This is a genomic window from Arthrobacter sp. CAL618 (assembly GCF_000468215.1).
Classification (GTDB): Bacteria; Actinomycetota; Actinomycetes; order Actinomycetales; family Micrococcaceae; genus Arthrobacter_D.
Genome location: NZ_ASZW01000280.1, coordinates 5,007 through 22,847 on the forward strand (window position 1 = coordinate 5,007; position 17,841 = coordinate 22,847).

The window sequence follows — 17,841 nt, forward strand, 5'->3', positions numbered from 1 at the left end:
CGGGTGGATCCGACGGAGAAACATTCACCTGATAGCGCCTCTGTGTGTCAAGCGGCGTTCTTTTCGGCTTGGCGGTGGTCGTGCAGAATCTGCCGGTAGAGGACGTTGGAGAGGCGCCGTTTGAGTGCTCTTCGGGCTTCTCGGGGTGTTTTACCTTCAGTGATTTTCTTCAGGTAGTAGTCCCGGCCTGGTCCGGGGTCACGGCTTTGGCAGACGGCCATGGTGTGCAGCACGGAGTTGAGTTGTCGGTTGCCTCCGGTATTGAGCCTGTGCCGGTTGTGGTTGCCGCTGGAGGCCTCTAGGGGTGCGGTGCCCGTGTAGCTGGCGAAATGTGAGGCGCTGGGGAATCGGGTGATGTCACCGACATGGCCCAGGAGCTTCGCTGCCAGGACGACGCCGATACCGGGGATTTCCTGCAGGGAGGTCTTGGAGGCGTCTAACGCGGTACGGGTCTGCGTTTCGTTGCTTTTGATGGAGGAATCGATGCGTCGAAGATCAGCGAGCAGCTCTTTGGTGAGCTCGCGTCGGACTGCGTCGGTGGCTGTTGCCGGCCGGATCGTCCGCAGCGCCGCGGCGGTCTTGTCGGCGCTCAGGCCTGGTTCGACACCGCCGGGTAGGAGTTCGCGCAGGAGCCGGTGCAGCCGGTTGAGCAGTCGGGCGCGTTCGTGGCCCAGATCCTCGCGGCGTTCGGCCAGCAGACGCAGGATCGTGGTCTGGTCCTCGGCTGCGACGACGCGCAGATTCTCCTGCCGCAGGCCCGTGAGGGCGACCGCGAACGCGTCCGCGGGGTCGCTTTTACGTCCGCCGCCGGTGGAGAGGACCCTGACTTTCATGGCCAGCGTGGAGGGAACATCCACGACGACCTCGCCATGGGCTACGAGGACTTGAGCCGTACCACGGCCTAAACCATTGGCGCCTTCAATGGCGAAGGTCCGTTCGGGCCATTGCGCGGCCCAGGCCAGCAGTTGTCGGGCGGTTCCTGCGTTGACGACGAAACGCCGTACCGCGAGCTGACACCCCGAAGGATCGATGGCTGCTGCGGTGATGGAGGATTTGTGCGGGTCGATGCCGATGATGATCATGTCCGGGCCCCTTACGCCGATGTAGGTGATGGATCACCCGTGGCGGGCACCCTGACTTGAAGTGTTCGCATGCCTNCTGTCGAGCCACGCCCCGGGCGGGTGTCAGCGGCGCGGCACGCTATCAGTGAGCCAACCCAACCTATGCGGGCGGCAAGGAGCTTGCGGACCTGTGCCGGCTGACACCCTGGACGCTACAAGACTGCAGATCCTGCGGCATCCCACCATCAATGGAACAAGTCAGGTGCCTGAGCTTTGATCGCGACCGGGCGCCGGCGAGGAAACTGATCTCAACTGCAAACGGAGCCAAACCTAAGCTAGTGCTGCGCGACGCCGTTTACAACGACATCGAGATCGTCCGAAACGGCGAGTACTGCCTCATTTAGGACCAACCGACCCTGCTGGTTGCCTGACACTCAGCAGTCTAATCGAAGTGGTGGAGGGCAATGAGCTTTTTGAAGAAATGGATCCAGCACTGGACATCGGAGTGGGTTTCCACAAACGAGTGCGAGCTTCCCTAGGAAAGAACGAAGTTGAGCTCCGCGTCTTCGACGCCTACGCGGAAACGGCTGAGGAAGGCCAGTTCGGCAACAGCGTCGGCGGAAAAATGGCGATCAACGATGTACGGAGATTCAACCCCAGCATCGCGGACCCCTTCGACGTGACCCTGGAATGTATCCGGTGCCACTGGTCAAGCAAGCAGTCAAATAAATTCGGCGAAGTGTTGTGGAGGGGTATCCGGGCTTCTTCGCCGAGTTCAAGGACCTTGACGGGTACGTTGAATTTTTCCTACTGCAGAGGGTCTTTGGAAATGCCGGTGTCCTGAAGTTTGTCGAGCAGGGAAAAACCGGACGGTGCCATCCTCATTGATGGGGTCCCGCCGAATATTTCGCGAGCAGTAATTTCGTGCATGCACATAACAAGAAAGTAGCTGCTCAATCCTGGGCTACTAGGTGGCAGGTCCGAAAGCCACGGGTGGATAACCCGCTGAAGAATGCACCTGCAAGGGCAGGGTTAATCCCGTTGCTGGTATATTTCGCCAACTAGCTCCGACACCTTGGGAACGGCAGTTGCTAGGGAGCCTACGACACCATGGGGACTCGCTTTCTGGCGGCTACCGCCAACTGGCCTCAGATCTCACAAGTTTATTTTCGAAGTCCCTGCTGAAAGTCTGGTCAGAGGCCCGGATCTGCGAAAACTCGCGGGTTCGGGCCTTTCCTGCCCTTTTCGAGGAGACAGAAGAGCCCAGCGTGTTATCACCAGCAAGATGGTTACCGGGACTCAGATGATGCGTTCGATAAACGACGGGGACGCGATGTTCCGGGTCAGGGTTTCCGGGTGCCAGGGAAAGAACAGTGCCGCTGCCGCGGAGGCCGCTATTCACCGGGGTCATGCAGGGTGAGGACGACGCTGCCTTTCTTGCGCCCTGATTGCACACGGGCATGCGCGGAGGCGGCTTCCTTCAGGTTGTAGGTTCGGTCGATAACCGGGACATAGTGTCCCGATGCCGCCAGATGGCTGATGAACTTCACATCCAGAGCCATCGCTTTGGCTCTTCGAAGCCCGGTGAACGCGATTTTTGCCCGGGTTTTGCCGAAGATGCGAGTCACCAGCATCCACATCAAAATCGGTAAGGAGGGCACGGTCGTCAGGTAGATGCCGCCGGGCTTCAGAAGCTTCCGGCTGCGGGTGTATGAGCTTTTGCCTACCGCATCAAAGACAACGTCATAGACCTGGCCCAGCTCTGTGAAGTCCTGTGCGGTGTAATCGATCACTATGTCGGCACCTAGGGATTTCACCAGGTCAAGGTTTGCCGTGCTGCAGACCCCGGTGACAACTGCCCCGAAATGCTTGGCGAGCTGAACGGCCGCCGTACCCACCGCGCCGGAGGCGCCGTTGATCAATATCGACTGACCGGACTTCAGGCTGGCGGCGTCTCTTAGAAAGGCCAAGGCGGTGAGTGCACCATCCAGGACTGCCACGGCGTCCGTCGGTACCAGGCTGGCAGGCTTCAACGCGATGATCCCGTTTTCGGAAACCGTGACGTACTCGGCATGGGCACCGAGGGTCGGTCCCGCTGATCCTGTGACCTGATCACCAACACGAAACTTGGTCACAGCGCTTCCTATTGACTGAATTTCACCGGCAAAGCCAGTTCCCAGGACCGGAAAGCGCGGCCGTGCTAAACCGAAGTAGAGCCTAGCAAGGGGGTCCTTGCCGTTGCGTGCGGTAGATTCCGCCTGGGAGACTACGGTTGCATAGTTGCGGATCAATACCTCCCCTTTTCTGGGGACCGGTGTATCAATCTCTTCAACGTGGACGACTTCTGGCGTGCCGTAGGAGCGGCTTGTGATTGCCTGCATGCGGTTCTCCTGAGTTAGGGGTGGCTAGGACCTGGGGAAGTTTCCGGTGCCGGGATTGTCCATGGTCTTCTCCTTGGCAGTCGACGGTTCAGTTGGCGGGCAGCCGGCGGCCAGCGATGAGTAGCCAGAAGATAATCGCTACCTCGCCCACGAACATGAACTGGGCGAATACGGCAGAGAAGTCGGGGATAACGGCCACACCGACGGCATCGGCCAGGTATCCGATGCCTGCGATGGCGAGCAGAATGCCGAAGACCTTTGGCACGAAACCCGATCGGAAGGCCAGATAGCCGACCAGCAGAAGGGAAATGCCGAACAGGCCCTGGCTGATGACCCAGATGGTGTTGAACGACTCCAGCACCGGGAGGGCGGCTTCGGGATCGCCGAGGAGCGAGAACCCGATCAGGAGTTGACTGAGCGCAACCAACAACAAGACCGCGTACACCGATCTCATCCAGGCGGCCGCCGCCGAGACCCGACGGCTCACCGGCCGGAACAGTGTGTACAACGCCCCCGCCACGATGACGTCGAGCAGGGCCACGATGAAAAAGCTGACGACACCCGCGAAGAACAGGAGCGGGGCGCCGGAGACGTTCTGCGCGGTCTGTTCGGCATCACCGCGAGCGATCAGGGGAACAATCGCGCCGAAGTTGGCGAAACCAGCCACCACCGCCATGACCGCGAGTCCGAGTCCGGCCACAATCGCCGCAGTACGCGGCGACCAGGTGGTGAAGTTCATCGGGCGTTGCGCGACGTCGGTCTTGCTCGAGTCGAGCGAGGTGCGGTTCATTTTGATATCCTTACGTTGTAAGCTGATGGTGTAAGTAAAGTACGCCTACATGGTAAGGTTGTCAATAGACCAGAACGGAGAAATTATGGCGAGACTCTCGACCAAGACCGAGGCGGCATCACGCGGCCGCCTGAACCGCGAGCTGGTGCTGGGTGCAGCAATTGCGCTTGCCGATGACTCGGGCATCGAATCACTGACGATGCGCAGGCTCGGGGAAGAACTTGGGGTGGAAGCGATGTCGCTTTACAACCACGTCGCGAACAAAGAAGACCTGCTCAATGCTATGGTCGACGCCGTGTTCAACGAGATCGAACTGCCTTTGCACAGCGACGATTGGAAGACGGCGATCCGCAAGCGATCGGTCTCATTCCGCGACACGCTCTCACGCCACCCATGGGCCACCGGTTTGAAGGACTCAGGGACCAATCCGGGGCCAGCCACGCTGCGGCATCACGACCGGGTGATCGGCACGTTGCGGAACGCGGGATTTTCCATTGCCATGGCAGCCCACGCGTTCTCTGCATTGGACAGCTACATCTACGGCTTCGCGATGCAGGAGAAGAACCTGCCGTTTCACACTCAGGAAGAGACGGCTGCCATGGCGCACGCCATGCTCGCCCAACTTCCCGTCAACGAGTACCCGTACCTCGCCGAGCTGACGGCGGAGCATGTGCTTCAACCGGGCTACTCCTATGGCGACGAGTTTCCGCTCGGCCTCGACCTCCTCCTCGACGGACTCGAGGGATGGCTCGAACGACATCCGGGGGATCGTCACCCTCAAGGCGTGCTGACCGAAAGCGCTTGACGAAGACTGAGGCTACGCATGGTCCCTTTGGTCCGTCGGGTTAGCCTTCGGGATCGATCGAGAGATGGCGAAGACGTCCGCTACGCTGGTGCCTGGATATGGTGCCTGGGCTCGCTCCCTTAGATCGCAGTGCCACACCTGGTGCCAATCCTTCCAGCACCAGGAAGCACAAGTTGTGTGGGGCAGGATGCAGAACCAATCCGATAGTTTCCGTCGGGACTGATGACGGATGGGAGGGCAGATGAAGACTCAAGGAGCTTCGAAGCCCCGGGGGTTGGGAGCGGCCAGAACGCGTTCGATCGCGGACGCCGCGGCGATCGCACCGTTTTCACACGCGTAGGCCAGTTTGGTGCGCGTCGCGGCATCGCGCGTACCCGAATCTTCGATGGCAGTTCGAACCGACCGCGCGAAGGTAGGAGTGCCGACCTGGCGGGGTCGTAAAGCTATCGCGTTGCCACGGCGTTCACATACGGCAACATTCCACCTCTGTTCCGGCTGCAATCCCATCCCCACGAAGGGGACTCCCGTGGCGCATGCCGTCTGCACAGTCCCTTGACCACCATGAAGGACTGCCGCATCCACCAGTCCCCCTAGCCGGTGAGCCGGCAGCAGACCGGTCACTGTCACATTGGCGGGTACCTCCTTGCGGTCGCCATCAGTAAGGTAATGGGCCACAGGTGCGACGACGTTGATGGGTAGTTTACCCAGGGATCGAAGGGTACCCAGAGCCAGACGTCTGCTTGCTGAAGACCCGAGCGCAAGGTAGACCAGCGGCCGGGGAGAGGACGCAAGATCGTGAACGACGTCGGGCAACTCCCCGGGCAGGTGCGCGAAGATGGGCCCGACCCTCTCATAGTTGGATGGCAACGAATAGCCCTCCAGTTCCCATGGCATAACGGTGAGCAGGTTGTAGTCTGCCTCGAACATCGACGCCATGCTGCGAAGCGGGCGCACTGAGTTTTCCCGGGCCGCGATTTTGAAGGCGCGTGGGACCAGGGGAGCAGCGTTGTAAAGAGCCCTGAATGCAGGCATTACCACCGGCTCTACCCACCCTGGGATAGCGAAGAGGCCGTGTTTGGTCTGCTCAACATGAGGACGTGTCAGTGCAAATGGTACCGGGTAGAAGAGAGGAATCCCTTCGGCGCGTGCAGAGATCAGAGAGGTGACGTTGGTACCGTGCACCACGGCTACAGCTGCGGTCTCACGAATCAGGCGGCGTTCCGCCGCCACCCGGCGGCGCACCAAATCAACGGTGAACGGGTTGCGCACCCCTCGGCCTTGATCCAGCGCCAGCGCCCGAGCTTTTTCTAGCTCATTCCACATCGGCTGCAATTGATGGAAGGTAAACCCAGCGTCGATGATGAAATGAGAGAAGTCCGGTTCGTACCCCAAGAAGACGCACTCATGACGATCGCGAAGTGCTTTTGCAACCTCGATCATGCGGGTTGTTTCAGCCAGATTGAACGTGACCGGTGCGAAAAGGAGAACTGACACGGTGACCTCCTCAGTGGTTGCAGACCAAACTCGGCCCCCGAAACCCGCAGACCGTCCGGTAGATGGAGCCTACTAACCTCAGGGGTCCAGCCGGACGGAGGGGGCTTCGAAGATTGTCCATCCGGTCTACAGGAGGTACTCCGTGTGCCTTATGGAGCGCCAAGCCGCGCAAGCAGATCGCCTGCCCACTCCGTTGCGCGTTCGATCTCACCGTTCAGGAGGGGCCCTTCGTAGCCATGGACGCGGAAGGTTTGCTGCTTGACTTGTGTGTCGAATCCAAGTGAGCGCAACTCGTGTCTCGCCGCCTTTGCCGCGGAACCGGGGAGTCTCGGTTTGTCGACCCGGGTATCGAACGCGAAGGCGGGGATCTCAGTACTGGGTCGTTCGACCTGGTTGAGCCAATCCCGGATGCCACGGGCCGGCTCATGCGGGGCCGAGTGGGACTTGACGGCGTCAGCTCGGGTGGATGCGCGGGTCATAGAGAAAGCGTGCGTCGGGCCACCAACCACCAACAAGTCGTATCCATCAACTAACGTTGGTGCTGCATCCGAGTCAAGCACCTCAACGTCGGCATTGACGGCAAGTCTGGCGCCGATGGCTCGCGCTACCTTCTCGGTATTGCCCCACAGAGACTCGTAGACCACAAGTGCGCGCATCGTTACTCCTAATATAGAGACCACGATTAAGGCCGTATTCACAGCCTATCCGGGATACCTCCCCACGTCTGCCCCGCCTGTTTCATGGTGTTCACGCCTGAGAGCGTTTATGCATCGGCTGAAGCGTGGTCATCGAGCTACGCTCAGTACGGATAGGTTGAATTTTTCCTTCTGTAGGACGCCAGCAGTCATCCGTGCACGAAACAAGACGATCGACGCCTAACCCTGGCCTTGCGATTGGCAGGTTCGAAAGCTACGGATGAATACCCGCTGAGGGCTGGGCCCTCAAGTCAACGTCAAGGATCAACGGCATATGGTCGCTATGCTTCAACCACTCGTCGTTGTTCCCTATCTGAAGCGTCGCCGACGCGCCCCCAAGAAACGCATAGTCGATATGATGCGCGAAGTGCAGCTTACGGGTGTGAAAATAGGTCTTCTCAGTCTCTGCGCCATGCGCTTTGCCATTCGTGGTGTGGTAAACGCTCCTCAAACCGAGGGCACCCAACCTATCGACAAGCAGGGAGTGGTTTCGACCGGGGTGTCCCCCATCCCACGCGGTATTGCTATTAAAGTCACCGATGAGCAGAGAGGGTCCGCTTTGAAGAAACTGGCTGTGTCGGGTGACAATTTCATGAGTAACCCGGACATAGCGGAGATCGCGCGAATGGACGTGTGCCCATAGTCCGACGATATTCAACTTGTCAACGGTGAACGGTAGATGCCATGGCAAGTTCTCCCACGGCTCATGGCGCTCATACGCTCGATCTGTGAAGCCCAGCACGCCGAGGCCTTTGTTCGGGTTTGACCCAACCCACGCTTTAAATGGGACGGCGGCCTCCGCAATGTGCTTCATAGAAACTTCAGGAAGAACGGCGACATCAGGCTGCAGAGCCTCTATGAGGTGGGCCTTCTTTGAGAAACCCATCGCGCAGTTCCAGGAGACGATCCGCATGCTTACCCAGTTTCCTGGGTCCCCTGCCGGCTCACCATCTCGTTGATCCAGCTCGGCGCGAACGGTGAGGTGCAGTTTGGGGGAGTCGGGTAGTCCTTGAGGACCTCAAGGCGCTCACCGATATCAAGCGCTCGAGCACGATGCTCGACGTGTTCAATCCCAATCATCGCCAGACAGTGGTTCATCGCCCACTGAAGCCGATCCGGGGCGTCCTTCATCTCTGCTTCAATAACATCGAGCAGGGCCTGAAGGTCCAGGCCATCGGGACTCTTGATCACTCGTTCCGAAGTCAGTGCCCAACCGGCAGCCGCCACGACGGGATTCAGGTCGGCAAACCAAACGATCCGTAAATCTTCGGCGAACGGGCTCTTCTTCACCACATAGTTGACGAGCCAGTCATGCACTTTGGGTGCACGAGCTTCCCTGAGCATCGAGTCCAGCTCGTCACGTTCGAAAGCCTTCGGGCGGCAGATCAGAAGCGCGACCAACCTTGCAGCTGTATCACCGGTTGCCCAGAGGCTCACTGCAAGGTCGTGTTGAGTCTTCAAACGCTTGGCTACGGCGCGCAGCTTCCCCAGATTTACTCCGTGATCGTCCCCGTGCCTCGCATTCACCACTCTGATTCCGGGATCCTCGAGGGAGGCCAGCTCGGCAAGTACCTCGTCTGTTGTCGTCTCCGTCATCACGGGTTCCTCTTCCTCATGACCCATTGCATCGTGTGACTGCCAAGACTACTGGGAAGACAAAGACCCCGCAGGGTCAGATCCGGTACCGGGCGCCGGGGAGGGGTGGGGCGGTGGATGTGTACCTGTGTCCGGTCGGAGTGGTGATTCGGAGGGTGTGTCTGGGTCCTGGGCGTGGGTGGGCTCCCCAGCCGGGTTGTTCTTTGGTGTGGTTGCAGGCTTCGCAGAGTCCGGCGCCGTTGGTGATCGACGTCCGGCCGCTTTGGTGCCAGGGAATGATGTGGTCGTAGTGTCGGATTGGCGCGTCGCAGTACGGGGTGCGGCAGGTGTGGTCCCTTGCGGTGATGAACCGGCGTTGCGCCGGGGTGAAGAGCCGCGCTTTGGAGTCCAGGGCGACCAGATCACCGCTTGTTGGTGTGGTGTAAAGGCGCCGGACCCAGACGTCGAAGGCATGCCGCTCAGCGTCAGCAGGGTCACTGCCAGCGGGGTTGATGTCGGGGTGGATGTCAGTGGGGTGGATGAGGTCCCGGGCCCAGGACGAGGGGACGATGCCGTAGCCGGGGATTCTGGCCGGTTCGCTGTCACCTTGGAGGAGGGCGCGGTCGGTGATGATCACTTGCAGTTCGACGCGGGAGACACCCCCGGGTACCCCGGTGGTGCGTTCGACGAGGGTGTCGGCCATGAGTTGGCCTCGGGATCGGGTGTCCCCGGTCGCCCTGGCGGTATCGGCGTGCCGGGATAGTGCCGTGTAGGCGGTGACGGCTTCCTTCACCGGCAGCAGGGCGGTGAGGTAGGCCATGGTGTCCGGTGCTGGGCGGATGCTGACGAATCGTTCGTTGGCTGCGTGGGCTGCGCGGTTGACCACGGAGCGGGGGTCCCGACGGTAGGCGGCAGCCTTGGCCGCGGCGATGATGGTTTTGTCCCCGCACCCGGTGAAGGTCCCGGTGTCGGGGCTGAGTTCTTCATCGACGGCGGTCCGGTCGGAGCTGGAGAGGCATGCTGTTTCTTTCACTAACAGGGTGGCTCGCCATTCGTTGAGCTGGCCGGTGTGCAGGGCAGCCAGAGTGTGGGGCATCTCGGTGACCAGGGCCTGGGCGAGGCCCAGGAGCCGGTTGCCGCGGGAGGGGGATTCCCGCCGGGCCAACGCGACCTGCGCGCCGATACTTTTGCCCTGCTCCGCGGTTGGCACCCCGGTCTGGGCCTGGTGGTGGCGTTCAGAGCGGTCGAAGGCAACCGCGATCCGGGCCTGTACTCCGGCGATGGCGGATTTGAGGTCCTCCAGGCCGCGGAGCTGGTCGATCATCCCGGCCGGGTTCGTGGCTGGCCTCAGTGCCGTGAGGGCGTCGAGTAAGGCACGCGTGCCAGCATCCGGGCCAGCGCTGCCATCAGCGGTACTGTCATCAGCGGTATTGCCATCAGCGGTATTGCCCAGGCTTGACGGGCCGCGCGGAGCCGTTCCCGGGAAGGGAAGTTCCTTCTCAGTCACTGATGGAGCCCTGCTGCCGTCCATACCTCCATTGTCCCAAACCGCTCCGACACTGCGGAGAATTATGGGGCCTATGTGGACAACTCTCTCAAACAAATATTCGAACCAAAAACCGGCAAAATGGCACCTCGTGACGTAGCACTGACCAGGGAGTAAGTTGGGCGTAAACCCACCGCAGGGGGTAGTACTCAATGAATGGCAAAGCGGCCAGCTCCGACTCTGGAGACTCTCAACGGGCGCCCACGCCGCGGCATCCCAAACCGATTCTTAGTTTGACGGTGAACCCTGCGTTGGACGTTTACACGTCCACTGACCAGGTCATCGGTGGTCATAAACTTCGGTGCTCCGCGAGCCGACTGGAACCGGGCGGCGGAGGAATGAACGCGGCAAGGGTTATCCAGCGACTCGGCGGACAGGTGCTCGCCGTATGCACGGCCGGCGGTCCAACCGGGGAGGCGTATCGTCGCCTCATCGAAGCCGAGCGGATCCCGGTCCTCGTTGCACCCATCGAAGGAAGTACCCGCGAAAGTTTCACCGTCGACGAGACGGGGACGGGCGCCCAATTCCGGTTTGTGCTCGAAGGCCCAGAGCTCAGCAAATCCGAGTGGCGAGCCTGTCTCGCGCTCGTTTCGGAGGCGATTCTGCCGGAAGGGTATGTCATAGCCAGCGGAAGCCTCCCTCCCGGGGTGCCGGACGATTTTTATGCCCGGGTGGCGCGCCTGGCCAGGAAGGTCGGCGCCCGCTGTGTCGTGGATGCCTCGGGTGCAGCACTGTCCGAGGCGCTGGCAGAAGGGGTGTTTCTGGTCAAGCCCAGCCGGCGGGAGCTGGCGACTCATCTCGGCCGGGCGCTTGACACTGAGCAGGCTCAGATTGAGGCGGCGTCGGGCCTGGTCGCCGACCGGGCAGCGGAATATGTCGCACTGACCCTAGGCCATGCCGGGGCAGTGCTTGCATCCGAGGCCGGCACCATCCGGCTACCGGCCCCGTCAGTGCAGGTCGTCAGCACGGTGGGAGCAGGCGACAGTTTTCTCGGGGCATTTGTTCTCCGACTTGCGCAGGGCTCACCCGTTGATAGCGCCTTCCTGACAGCCCTAGCTGCCGGAAGCGCTGCAGCGATGACACCCGGCACAGAACTCTGTCATCGAAACGACATAGCGCGTCTCGAAGCGGAACTGATGGCCCAGCGCGTCCCCTCGCCCGGCACTGACTCGGGCTAGCTCCAGAAGACTGCTACCGCGACGTTGATCAGTGCAAGACCGCCGACGCCGTGCGCCAGTCCCTTAGCGACGTCGTGTCCGGACTTGGCCTTACGGCGGCCGATGAACGCGGCGACAACCACGCCGATGGTCAGGACCAGCTTGACGGCTATTTTGGCGTGGTTCGGGCCGTCGCCGTCGCCCATCTCAGCGAGACCCACCAGCAGCAGGCCCGTGACCAGTTGGGTGAGGGCGCCGATCCACTGCCACTGCGTGACGGTGGGGTGCTTGAATGTGGCCAACCAGCCGCCCACGATGGCGGCCGTACCGAGAATGTGGAGAAAGACGAGCAGAAGGCGAAGGAAGTCCATGGTCCAAGCATAGGGCAGCTGTGCGGACAGGCCCTTGGACTCTGCCACTTGGCCGCAGATGGGTGCACTCTGGAGGCCAACGAGGGCGAAAGGAGCCACCCATGGCTGAACACCAGCGGGCCTTACGGGCGGTCAAGTCCTTCCATACCGCCGCCTGGTTCTCCATCGAAGCATGCATGGTTTACCTGCTTTACTCCGGGTTACGGGGAAGGACAGACCAGCGGGCGGGAGTCGCTGCAGCCGTTGTCGGCAGCGAGCTTGTTGTTTTTGCCGGCAACGGGTTTCATTGTCCGCTCACCCCACTGGCCCAACGCCTCGGCGATTCCACCGGTTCGGTGACCGATATCTACCTACCCAGGTGGTTCGCCCACAACCTGCCCGCAATCCATGTGCCGCTGATCTTTTTTGCTGTCTGGACCCACGCCCGGAATATTGCACGCGCGCGTCTGGTCTAGAGCGCCCTGCTGAGGCTGCGCCGTAGCAGGATGGAGCCGAGGGTCAGCAAAGCCACAGCCATCCCTGCGAGCACCGCAAGCTGCGGAAGAATGTCAGTCAACGTGCCTTCATGTCGTTGGATCTCAGCGAACGCGTCGTAAGCCCACCGGTGCGGGGTCACCCGGGACACTGTCTGAAGGGTGTCGGAGAAGAACTCCGGGGGCACCATCGAGCCGCCCAGACCGGCCAACACGAGACCGAGGCCCACGCCCACTCCCGAGGCGGCGCTGTCGTTATCCATGACCGAGCCGATCACCATCGCTGCAGCAGCGGAGACCGCACAGAAGAACGCCAAAACGAGTCCTGCCAACCACGGATCGCCCCACTGCACGCCAAACAGCACAGCAGTGCCAACCATGATGTACGCCCCCTGGACAACGGCAATGCCGAACCGTCCCAGTGCCTGCCCCGCCACAGCCTGCCAGCTTGTCACCGGGGCGGCCATCACGCGGGAGATCACCCCGAGACGCCGCGCGTTGATGAGGGTCGCAGCCCCGGTGAGGGAGCTCAGGAAGACGAAAAGCAGAAGTTGCTGGGTGGCGCCCAGATCGAACCGTCCCAAGCCCAAAAATTCCTGCGATACGTCGTCGGTGTCCACGATTTCCAGTCCGGGGGGTACCACAGAAGTTTCCGCCCGCTCCAGGGCGGTGGTCGCCTCGGCCGCGCTGACGCCCGCTTCCTGGAGGAGCGATCGCTGTAGCTGTGCTGTGCTGACCGTCTGGACTGACGTCCGCACCTCCTGCAGTACGGCCTGTGCCGAGGCCTGCGACGCTGATATCACCTCGAGGTCGGCCTCCTGACCCGCGGAGTAGTCCGCGGCGTCGTCATCGCTGATGAAAATGCCGACGTCGATTCGGGCACGGCCCAGCTGCTGTTTCACCGTTTCCTCACCGGCAAACGACACCTGGAGGCCATCTTCTTCCAGCTGAACCTTCAAAGCACTTTCCAGGGCAGTACCGGACCCGCCCGACAGCGCCACCTGGGACCGTCCGCTATTGGCCCCGAATTGGGAGCCGAGCAACAGAATGAGGAGCAAAGGAAAAATGAAGACAAAAAAGATGTTCGACCTGTCCCGGAGGAAACGTTGAACCTCTACCAGGGCAATTCCCATGATGTGTTTCACAAGCGGGCACCCCGGTCCGGCAGCAGGCGCGATATCACGGTGGCAAGGACTGCAAATCCCAGCATGATCGCCAGGGGGACAGCGACGTCCGCCACCCCACCGCCTCCGGAGGTGATGCCGAGTCCGCGAATGAACGCTGAAATAGGGTTAAAGTCCATCAGTGTCGCGACAATCCCTGAGGTCTGCAAAGGAAAAAAGGCTCCGCCTGCGACTCCCAGCACCATGGCCAGGATCGATTGGGCGACATTCGCCTGTTCGGCGCTTCGCACGAGTTTCGCGACGACAAAGGTCAGGCTCGTTGCCGCCGCCGCAACCGCCAGGATCAGGAGCCCCACCACAGCCGGGGACCCAAACGAGACGTCAAACAACAGGCTACCGACCGTCAGCAGGATGGACGAGGCAACCACCCCCAGAATGAACCCGACCAGGGCCTTCGCCCAGATGATGGTACCGGGAGCGACGGGAGCTGACCGTAGCCTGGTCAGGGTGCCACCTTCCCGCTCCGCCAGCAGTCCCAGAACACCAAACCCGACGGTGAACAACAGGAACAAACCGGTCTGACCAGCCACTAGTGAGCCGCTGAGTGACAGTTGCTCGGCGGATGCCTGGCCTTCCGAAAGGGTCAAGGCGGCCGGGCCAGCGGCTGTCCGTTGCGCCAGGCCGGTTAGCTCGTCCTCCGGAAGCCCGGCCATACCGCCTGCCGTGGCAGTCACGGTGCCCGCAGCGAACTGCTGAAGCACCCCGTCCACCACCGAGATCAGCACATTGGTTTCGATGCTTGCAACATCACCTTCGATGACCTGGACGGTAGAGGTCTCCCCGGAAGTTACCGCAGTCGTGAACCCTTCCGGCAGGATGAGCCCCAGCTCAGCCCCGGTGTCCTTTGTTTCGCCGCTGACCTCGTTGGCAGCCACTCTGGTGACGGTGACGTCCATCATGGGGAGGGTATCGAGGGCCTCGAGCAGCGCTTCCCCGAGCTGGCCGCTGTTTTCAGAACTTGCGACGACGACGGCGGGCTGCAAGTCAACGTTGTCCGTTCCGCCCCCGCCAAAGGAGAGGTTTAGGACCCCCATCAAGGCCAGTGGAACGAGGAGGGAGAAGATGAACACCGACCGGTCCCGGATCCGCAGCCTGAGGTCATTGGAGACCATGGTCCTGAGCCCGCGCACATCAATCCCGCAGGGCTTTGCCGGTGAGGTGCAGGAAAACCGATTCTAGATCGGGCCTGACGATTTCCACCGAGGTCAGCGCCATTCCCGCGCCTCCGGCTTTGGCCACGATGGGTGCCAAAAGACCTGGCCCGTTGTGGACGGTTAACAGGAGGTTTGAGGGGCCACTATCGACCTCCTGCACGCCCGGGAGCTGACGGAGCGCCGTGGCTGCGTCGCTGGTGCTGCCGGTGCCGCGCAGATCGATGCGGTCCACCCCGCCGGTCAGTTCAACCAACTGATTTCGGGTGCCCTCTGCCTGAATCCGGCCCTGATCGATGATTGCGATCCGGTCGCAGAGCCGTTCGGCTTCCTCCATGTAATGGGTGGTGTAGAGGACGGCCATTCCCTCTGAGGCAAGATTTTCAACGGATTCCAGGATGGAGTTGCGCGATTGTGGGTCTACCCCCACGGTCGGCTCATCCAAAATCAGCAGGGTGGGCCGGTGGAGCAGCCCGATGCCAATGTTCAACCTGCGTTTCATCCCACCGGAGAATTTCTTGGTCTGCTCTCGTGCACGGTCGCCGAGGCCGATGAGGTTCAGGACCAGGTCCGTCCGCTGTTTGAGCTCCTTCCCCTTCAGCCCTTGCAACCGGCCAAAGAACACCAGATTTTCTCTTGCCGTCAGATCCGGGTAAATGGCAAGTTCCTGGGGGACCAGCCCAATGTGCCCTTTTACCCGGGTGCTGGTCGGCGTCATGACCGCACCCATGAGTTCGACCGATCCGGAGTCGGCGGGGATCAGTCCCGCCACCATTGAAATGATTGTCGTTTTACCTGCGCCGTTGGGGCCCAAGAGCCCATACGTTTCGCCGGCTTCAATGTGGAAGGAGACGTCGTCGACAACGGTGTGGTTGTCGTAGCGCTTCACCAGGGAGTTCACTCCCAGGATTGGAGCGCTCTGAAGCTGGCTGGCGGCCGTCATGACGGTTCCACGGGATCGTTAGCCGATTTCAGCCGGCGGGTCAGATAGGCTGCACTGCCCAAAATTGCTGAGCCGTGCCTGGTCGCGAAGGCAACAAGAACGTTCATGAGGTGATCCTCGGGTGGGGAGGGAACCACTTAGGCCACTGGCCAGACAACTTTGGTTATCCACTTTGACGGGTCGGGCTCCGCCTCCGGATCAGTTAAATAGGACTCCCAGGCGATATCCGCGGGGGTGAGGCCCGCCGACTCAATTGCGGCCTGAAGGAGCTCGTAGGTTTGGCCAAGGGTGTCGAACGGACCAACATGGATGGCCTCAAAGGCATCGGTTTCGGGTAACACCGACTGCGACACTCCGTCGGCTTCTGCGAAGTGTCCTGCGATCGGGAACCCAGCCTCCACGTCGATGGTCTCGCTCGGCATCCCATGGTATAGAGCGAAGGGTGGACCGGCAGGGTTGGTGCCCTGCGTCTGGGTCGCGGCCATTACCCGATGGAATGCACGACCGAAGAAGTCAGTGAGCGAGTCCATCGGAACACGCTCGCGAACCACTGCAACAGGTTGTTCCAGGGTATGAACTTTTGTGGGTTGGGGTGCATTGTCATTCATTCCAATAGGGTGTCGGCCGGGAGTTAGCGGTGACAGGGCCTTACGACCCTATTCAGGCAGGGTTGCTGGCGGGACTTTAGACTCTGCTTCTGCCGGGTCTGGCTCGCCAAGATGGAGCCATGACTTCAACAGCGAGTGCAGACGTGTACGTGGTGTGGCTGCAAGACGTGGGAATAGCTGACGTGCCTTCGGTCGGAGGTAAGAACGCGTCACTCGGCGAGCTCACGCGTTCCCTCCTCGGGTCGGGTGTGCGGGTCCCCGACGGTTTCGCCACTACTGCGTCGGCCTACCGGGCCTTCATCGCCGTCAACGGCATTGAACCCGGCATTCGTGACACGGTCAACCGGTATCATGCTGGCGAGTCGACGTTGCGGGAAGCAGGAGAGACCATTCGGGCATTGATACTGGAAGGCGAATTTCCTGCAGACATCGCCGCCGAGATCACTGGGCACTATCGGGCGCTGTCTTCCCGGACCGGCAGGCCGTCAGCCTCGGTGGCAGTGCGTAGCAGTGCGACGGCAGAGGACCTCCCCGACGCAAGCTTCGCAGGTCAGCAGGAGACGTTTTTGAACATTTCGGGAGAACGCGAACTCCTTGAAGCCTGCAGACGGTGTTTCGCCTCGTTGTTCACCGATCGGGCGATCAGCTACCGGGAGATGAAGGGATTCGACCATGTGAGCGTCGCCCTGTCGATCGGCGTGCAGCTGATGGTGCGTTCGGATCTTGGTGCGTCGGGGGTGATGTTTTCCATCGACACGGAGTCAGGTTTTCCGCGCAGCGTGGTGATCAGCGCAGCCTGGGGCCTGGGAGAGACTGTCGTTCAGGGAAGTATCAACCCGGATAAATACCAGGTCTTCAAGCCGTTGCTTGCCACACCCCACTTTGTTCCGATCATCGAGAAGACGGTGGGCTCCAAGGAACGAAAAATGGTGTACAGCCGCGGTGGGCACGCACGCACGCGGACGATAGAAACGACCGATCTGGAGCGGGAGTCAATTGTACTTTCCGACCACGAGATCCTGACGCTGGCCCGCTGGGCTGTCTCGGTGGAGGAGCATTACGAGCGGCCGATGGATATGGAGTGGGCCAAGGACGGATCAACCGGGGAGCTCTTCATGGTCCAGGCCCGCCCGGAGACCGTTCAGGCGCAACGCAGCGAAACCACGTTCAACGTGTATCACCTGCGGGAGTCGGGGCGGCGTCTCCTCTCAGGCGCGGCCATTGGCGAGGCAATCGCACACGGCGACGCCTGTGTTGTGCTTGATGCGCAGGACATCGACAAGTTTCGGGACGGCGCCATTCTGGTCACCAGGATGACCGATCCGGATTGGGTACCGGTGATGAAACGGGCGGCGGGGATCGTGACCGATCATGGCGGTCCCACCAGCCATGCGGCGATTGTCAGCCGGGAATTGGGCGTACCAGCCGTGGTGGGTACCGGGAACGGAACCTCGCTGCTTGAGGATGGATCGGCGATTACCATCTCGTGTGCTGGCGGTGAGGATGGGGGAGTGTACGAGGGAACGCTCGCCTTTGAGGTGGAGGAAGTTGACCTCGGCGCCCTGCCGGAGACCAACACCGCGGTCATGGTCAATATCGCCAGCCCC

General features: G+C 61.2%; 18 protein-coding genes. 5 read left to right on the top strand and 13 right to left on the bottom strand.

What is annotated here, in order from left to right; genetic code table 11:
* Positions 1 to 47 precede the first annotated feature (47 nt).
* A complete protein-coding gene (locus K728_RS0117230) occupies positions 48 to 1,082 on the bottom strand; it encodes an IS110 family transposase (protein WP_024477445.1) in 1,035 nt (344 codons plus the stop codon).
* Between the two features lie 433 nt (positions 1,083 to 1,515).
* Here K728_RS0117230 and K728_RS23400 point away from each other — a divergent pair, with 433 nt between their 5' ends.
* Positions 1,516 to 1,905, top strand: coding sequence for a DUF6994 family protein (locus K728_RS23400; protein WP_193353950.1), 390 nt, complete (start codon positions 1,516 to 1,518; stop codon positions 1,903 to 1,905).
* Between the two features lie 550 nt (positions 1,906 to 2,455).
* On the opposite strand, the gene K728_RS0117250 is transcribed toward K728_RS23400, so the two are convergent.
* A complete protein-coding gene (locus K728_RS0117250) occupies positions 2,456 to 3,442 on the bottom strand; it encodes an NAD(P)-dependent alcohol dehydrogenase (RefSeq protein ID WP_024477446.1) in 987 nt (328 codons plus the stop codon).
* A gap of 88 nt (positions 3,443 to 3,530) precedes the next feature.
* Positions 3,531 to 4,232 carry a DUF4386 domain-containing protein gene (locus K728_RS0117255; RefSeq protein ID WP_024477447.1) on the bottom strand — a complete coding sequence of 234 codons (702 nt, stop codon included), beginning with the start codon at positions 4,230 to 4,232 and terminating at the stop codon, positions 3,531 to 3,533.
* Positions 4,233 to 4,317: 85 nt separating this feature from the next.
* Between K728_RS0117255 and K728_RS0117260 the strand changes: the two genes are divergently transcribed.
* Positions 4,318 to 5,037, top strand: a complete 720-nt coding sequence (locus tag K728_RS0117260) for a TetR/AcrR family transcriptional regulator C-terminal domain-containing protein (RefSeq protein ID WP_024477448.1) — start codon at positions 4,318 to 4,320, stop codon at positions 5,035 to 5,037.
* A 249-nt stretch (positions 5,038 to 5,286) separates the two neighbouring features.
* Here K728_RS0117260 and K728_RS0117265 read toward each other — a convergent pair whose 3' ends face one another.
* From K728_RS0117265 to K728_RS0117285, 5 genes are all read right to left on the bottom strand, one after another.
* Positions 5,287 to 6,531 (bottom strand): glycosyltransferase, encoded by a 1,245-nt coding sequence (locus K728_RS0117265; RefSeq protein WP_024477449.1) that lies wholly within the window; start codon positions 6,529 to 6,531, stop codon positions 5,287 to 5,289.
* Between the two features lie 149 nt (positions 6,532 to 6,680).
* The gene (locus K728_RS0117270; protein WP_024477450.1) at positions 6,681 to 7,187 is read right to left on the bottom strand and encodes a flavodoxin family protein; all 507 of its coding nucleotides are present in this window, start codon (positions 7,185 to 7,187) and stop codon (positions 6,681 to 6,683) included.
* A gap of 253 nt (positions 7,188 to 7,440) precedes the next feature.
* Positions 7,441 to 8,139, bottom strand: a complete 699-nt coding sequence (locus tag K728_RS0117275; RefSeq protein WP_024477451.1) for an endonuclease/exonuclease/phosphatase family protein — start codon at positions 8,137 to 8,139, stop codon at positions 7,441 to 7,443.
* Between the two features lie 2 nt (positions 8,140 to 8,141).
* Positions 8,142 to 8,822, bottom strand: coding sequence for a DNA alkylation repair protein (locus K728_RS0117280; RefSeq protein ID WP_019482482.1), 681 nt, complete (start codon positions 8,820 to 8,822; stop codon positions 8,142 to 8,144).
* A gap of 76 nt (positions 8,823 to 8,898) precedes the next feature.
* Complete coding sequence (locus tag K728_RS0117285; RefSeq protein ID WP_156809019.1) at positions 8,899 to 10,125, bottom strand: HNH endonuclease; 1,227 nt, start codon at positions 10,123 to 10,125, stop codon at positions 8,899 to 8,901.
* Positions 10,126 to 10,580: 455 nt separating this feature from the next.
* Here K728_RS0117285 and K728_RS0117290 point away from each other — a divergent pair, with 455 nt between their 5' ends.
* Complete coding sequence (locus K728_RS0117290; protein WP_272942570.1) at positions 10,581 to 11,525, top strand: 1-phosphofructokinase family hexose kinase; 945 nt, start codon at positions 10,581 to 10,583, stop codon at positions 11,523 to 11,525.
* On the opposite strand, the gene K728_RS0117295 is transcribed toward K728_RS0117290, so the two are convergent.
* The gene (locus K728_RS0117295) at positions 11,522 to 11,875 is read right to left on the bottom strand and encodes a hypothetical protein (RefSeq protein ID WP_024477452.1); all 354 of its coding nucleotides are present in this window, start codon (positions 11,873 to 11,875) and stop codon (positions 11,522 to 11,524) included. The genes K728_RS0117290 and K728_RS0117295 overlap by 4 nt on opposite strands.
* Positions 11,876 to 11,976: 101 nt before the next feature.
* Here K728_RS0117295 and K728_RS0117300 point away from each other — a divergent pair, with 101 nt between their 5' ends.
* Positions 11,977 to 12,330, top strand: coding sequence for a hypothetical protein (locus tag K728_RS0117300; protein ID WP_019482478.1), 354 nt, complete (start codon positions 11,977 to 11,979; stop codon positions 12,328 to 12,330).
* On the opposite strand, the gene K728_RS0117305 is transcribed toward K728_RS0117300, so the two are convergent.
* The 4 genes from K728_RS0117305 to K728_RS0117325 form a co-directional block, all read right to left on the bottom strand.
* Positions 12,327 to 13,481 carry an ABC transporter permease gene (locus tag K728_RS0117305; protein WP_019482477.1) on the bottom strand — a complete coding sequence of 385 codons (1,155 nt, stop codon included), beginning with the start codon at positions 13,479 to 13,481 and terminating at the stop codon, positions 12,327 to 12,329. The two genes, K728_RS0117300 and K728_RS0117305, sit on opposite strands and share 4 nt — an antisense overlap.
* An 8-nt stretch (positions 13,482 to 13,489) precedes the next feature.
* Positions 13,490 to 14,644: an ABC transporter permease gene (locus K728_RS0117310; RefSeq protein WP_024477454.1), complete on the bottom strand. Its 1,155-nt coding sequence runs from the start codon at positions 14,642 to 14,644 to the stop codon at positions 13,490 to 13,492.
* Between the two features lie 19 nt (positions 14,645 to 14,663).
* A complete protein-coding gene (locus K728_RS0117315) occupies positions 14,664 to 15,626 on the bottom strand; it encodes an ABC transporter ATP-binding protein (RefSeq protein WP_024477455.1) in 963 nt (320 codons plus the stop codon).
* A gap of 137 nt (positions 15,627 to 15,763) precedes the next feature.
* The gene (locus K728_RS0117325) at positions 15,764 to 16,234 is read right to left on the bottom strand and encodes a GyrI-like domain-containing protein (protein ID WP_024477456.1); all 471 of its coding nucleotides are present in this window, start codon (positions 16,232 to 16,234) and stop codon (positions 15,764 to 15,766) included.
* A 119-nt stretch (positions 16,235 to 16,353) separates the two neighbouring features.
* On the opposite strand from K728_RS0117325, the gene ppsA reads away from it, so the two are divergent.
* Positions 16,354 to 17,841, top strand: a 1,488-nt coding sequence (gene ppsA, locus K728_RS23405; protein WP_443111013.1) for a phosphoenolpyruvate synthase, incomplete at its 3' end; no start/stop codon positions are given.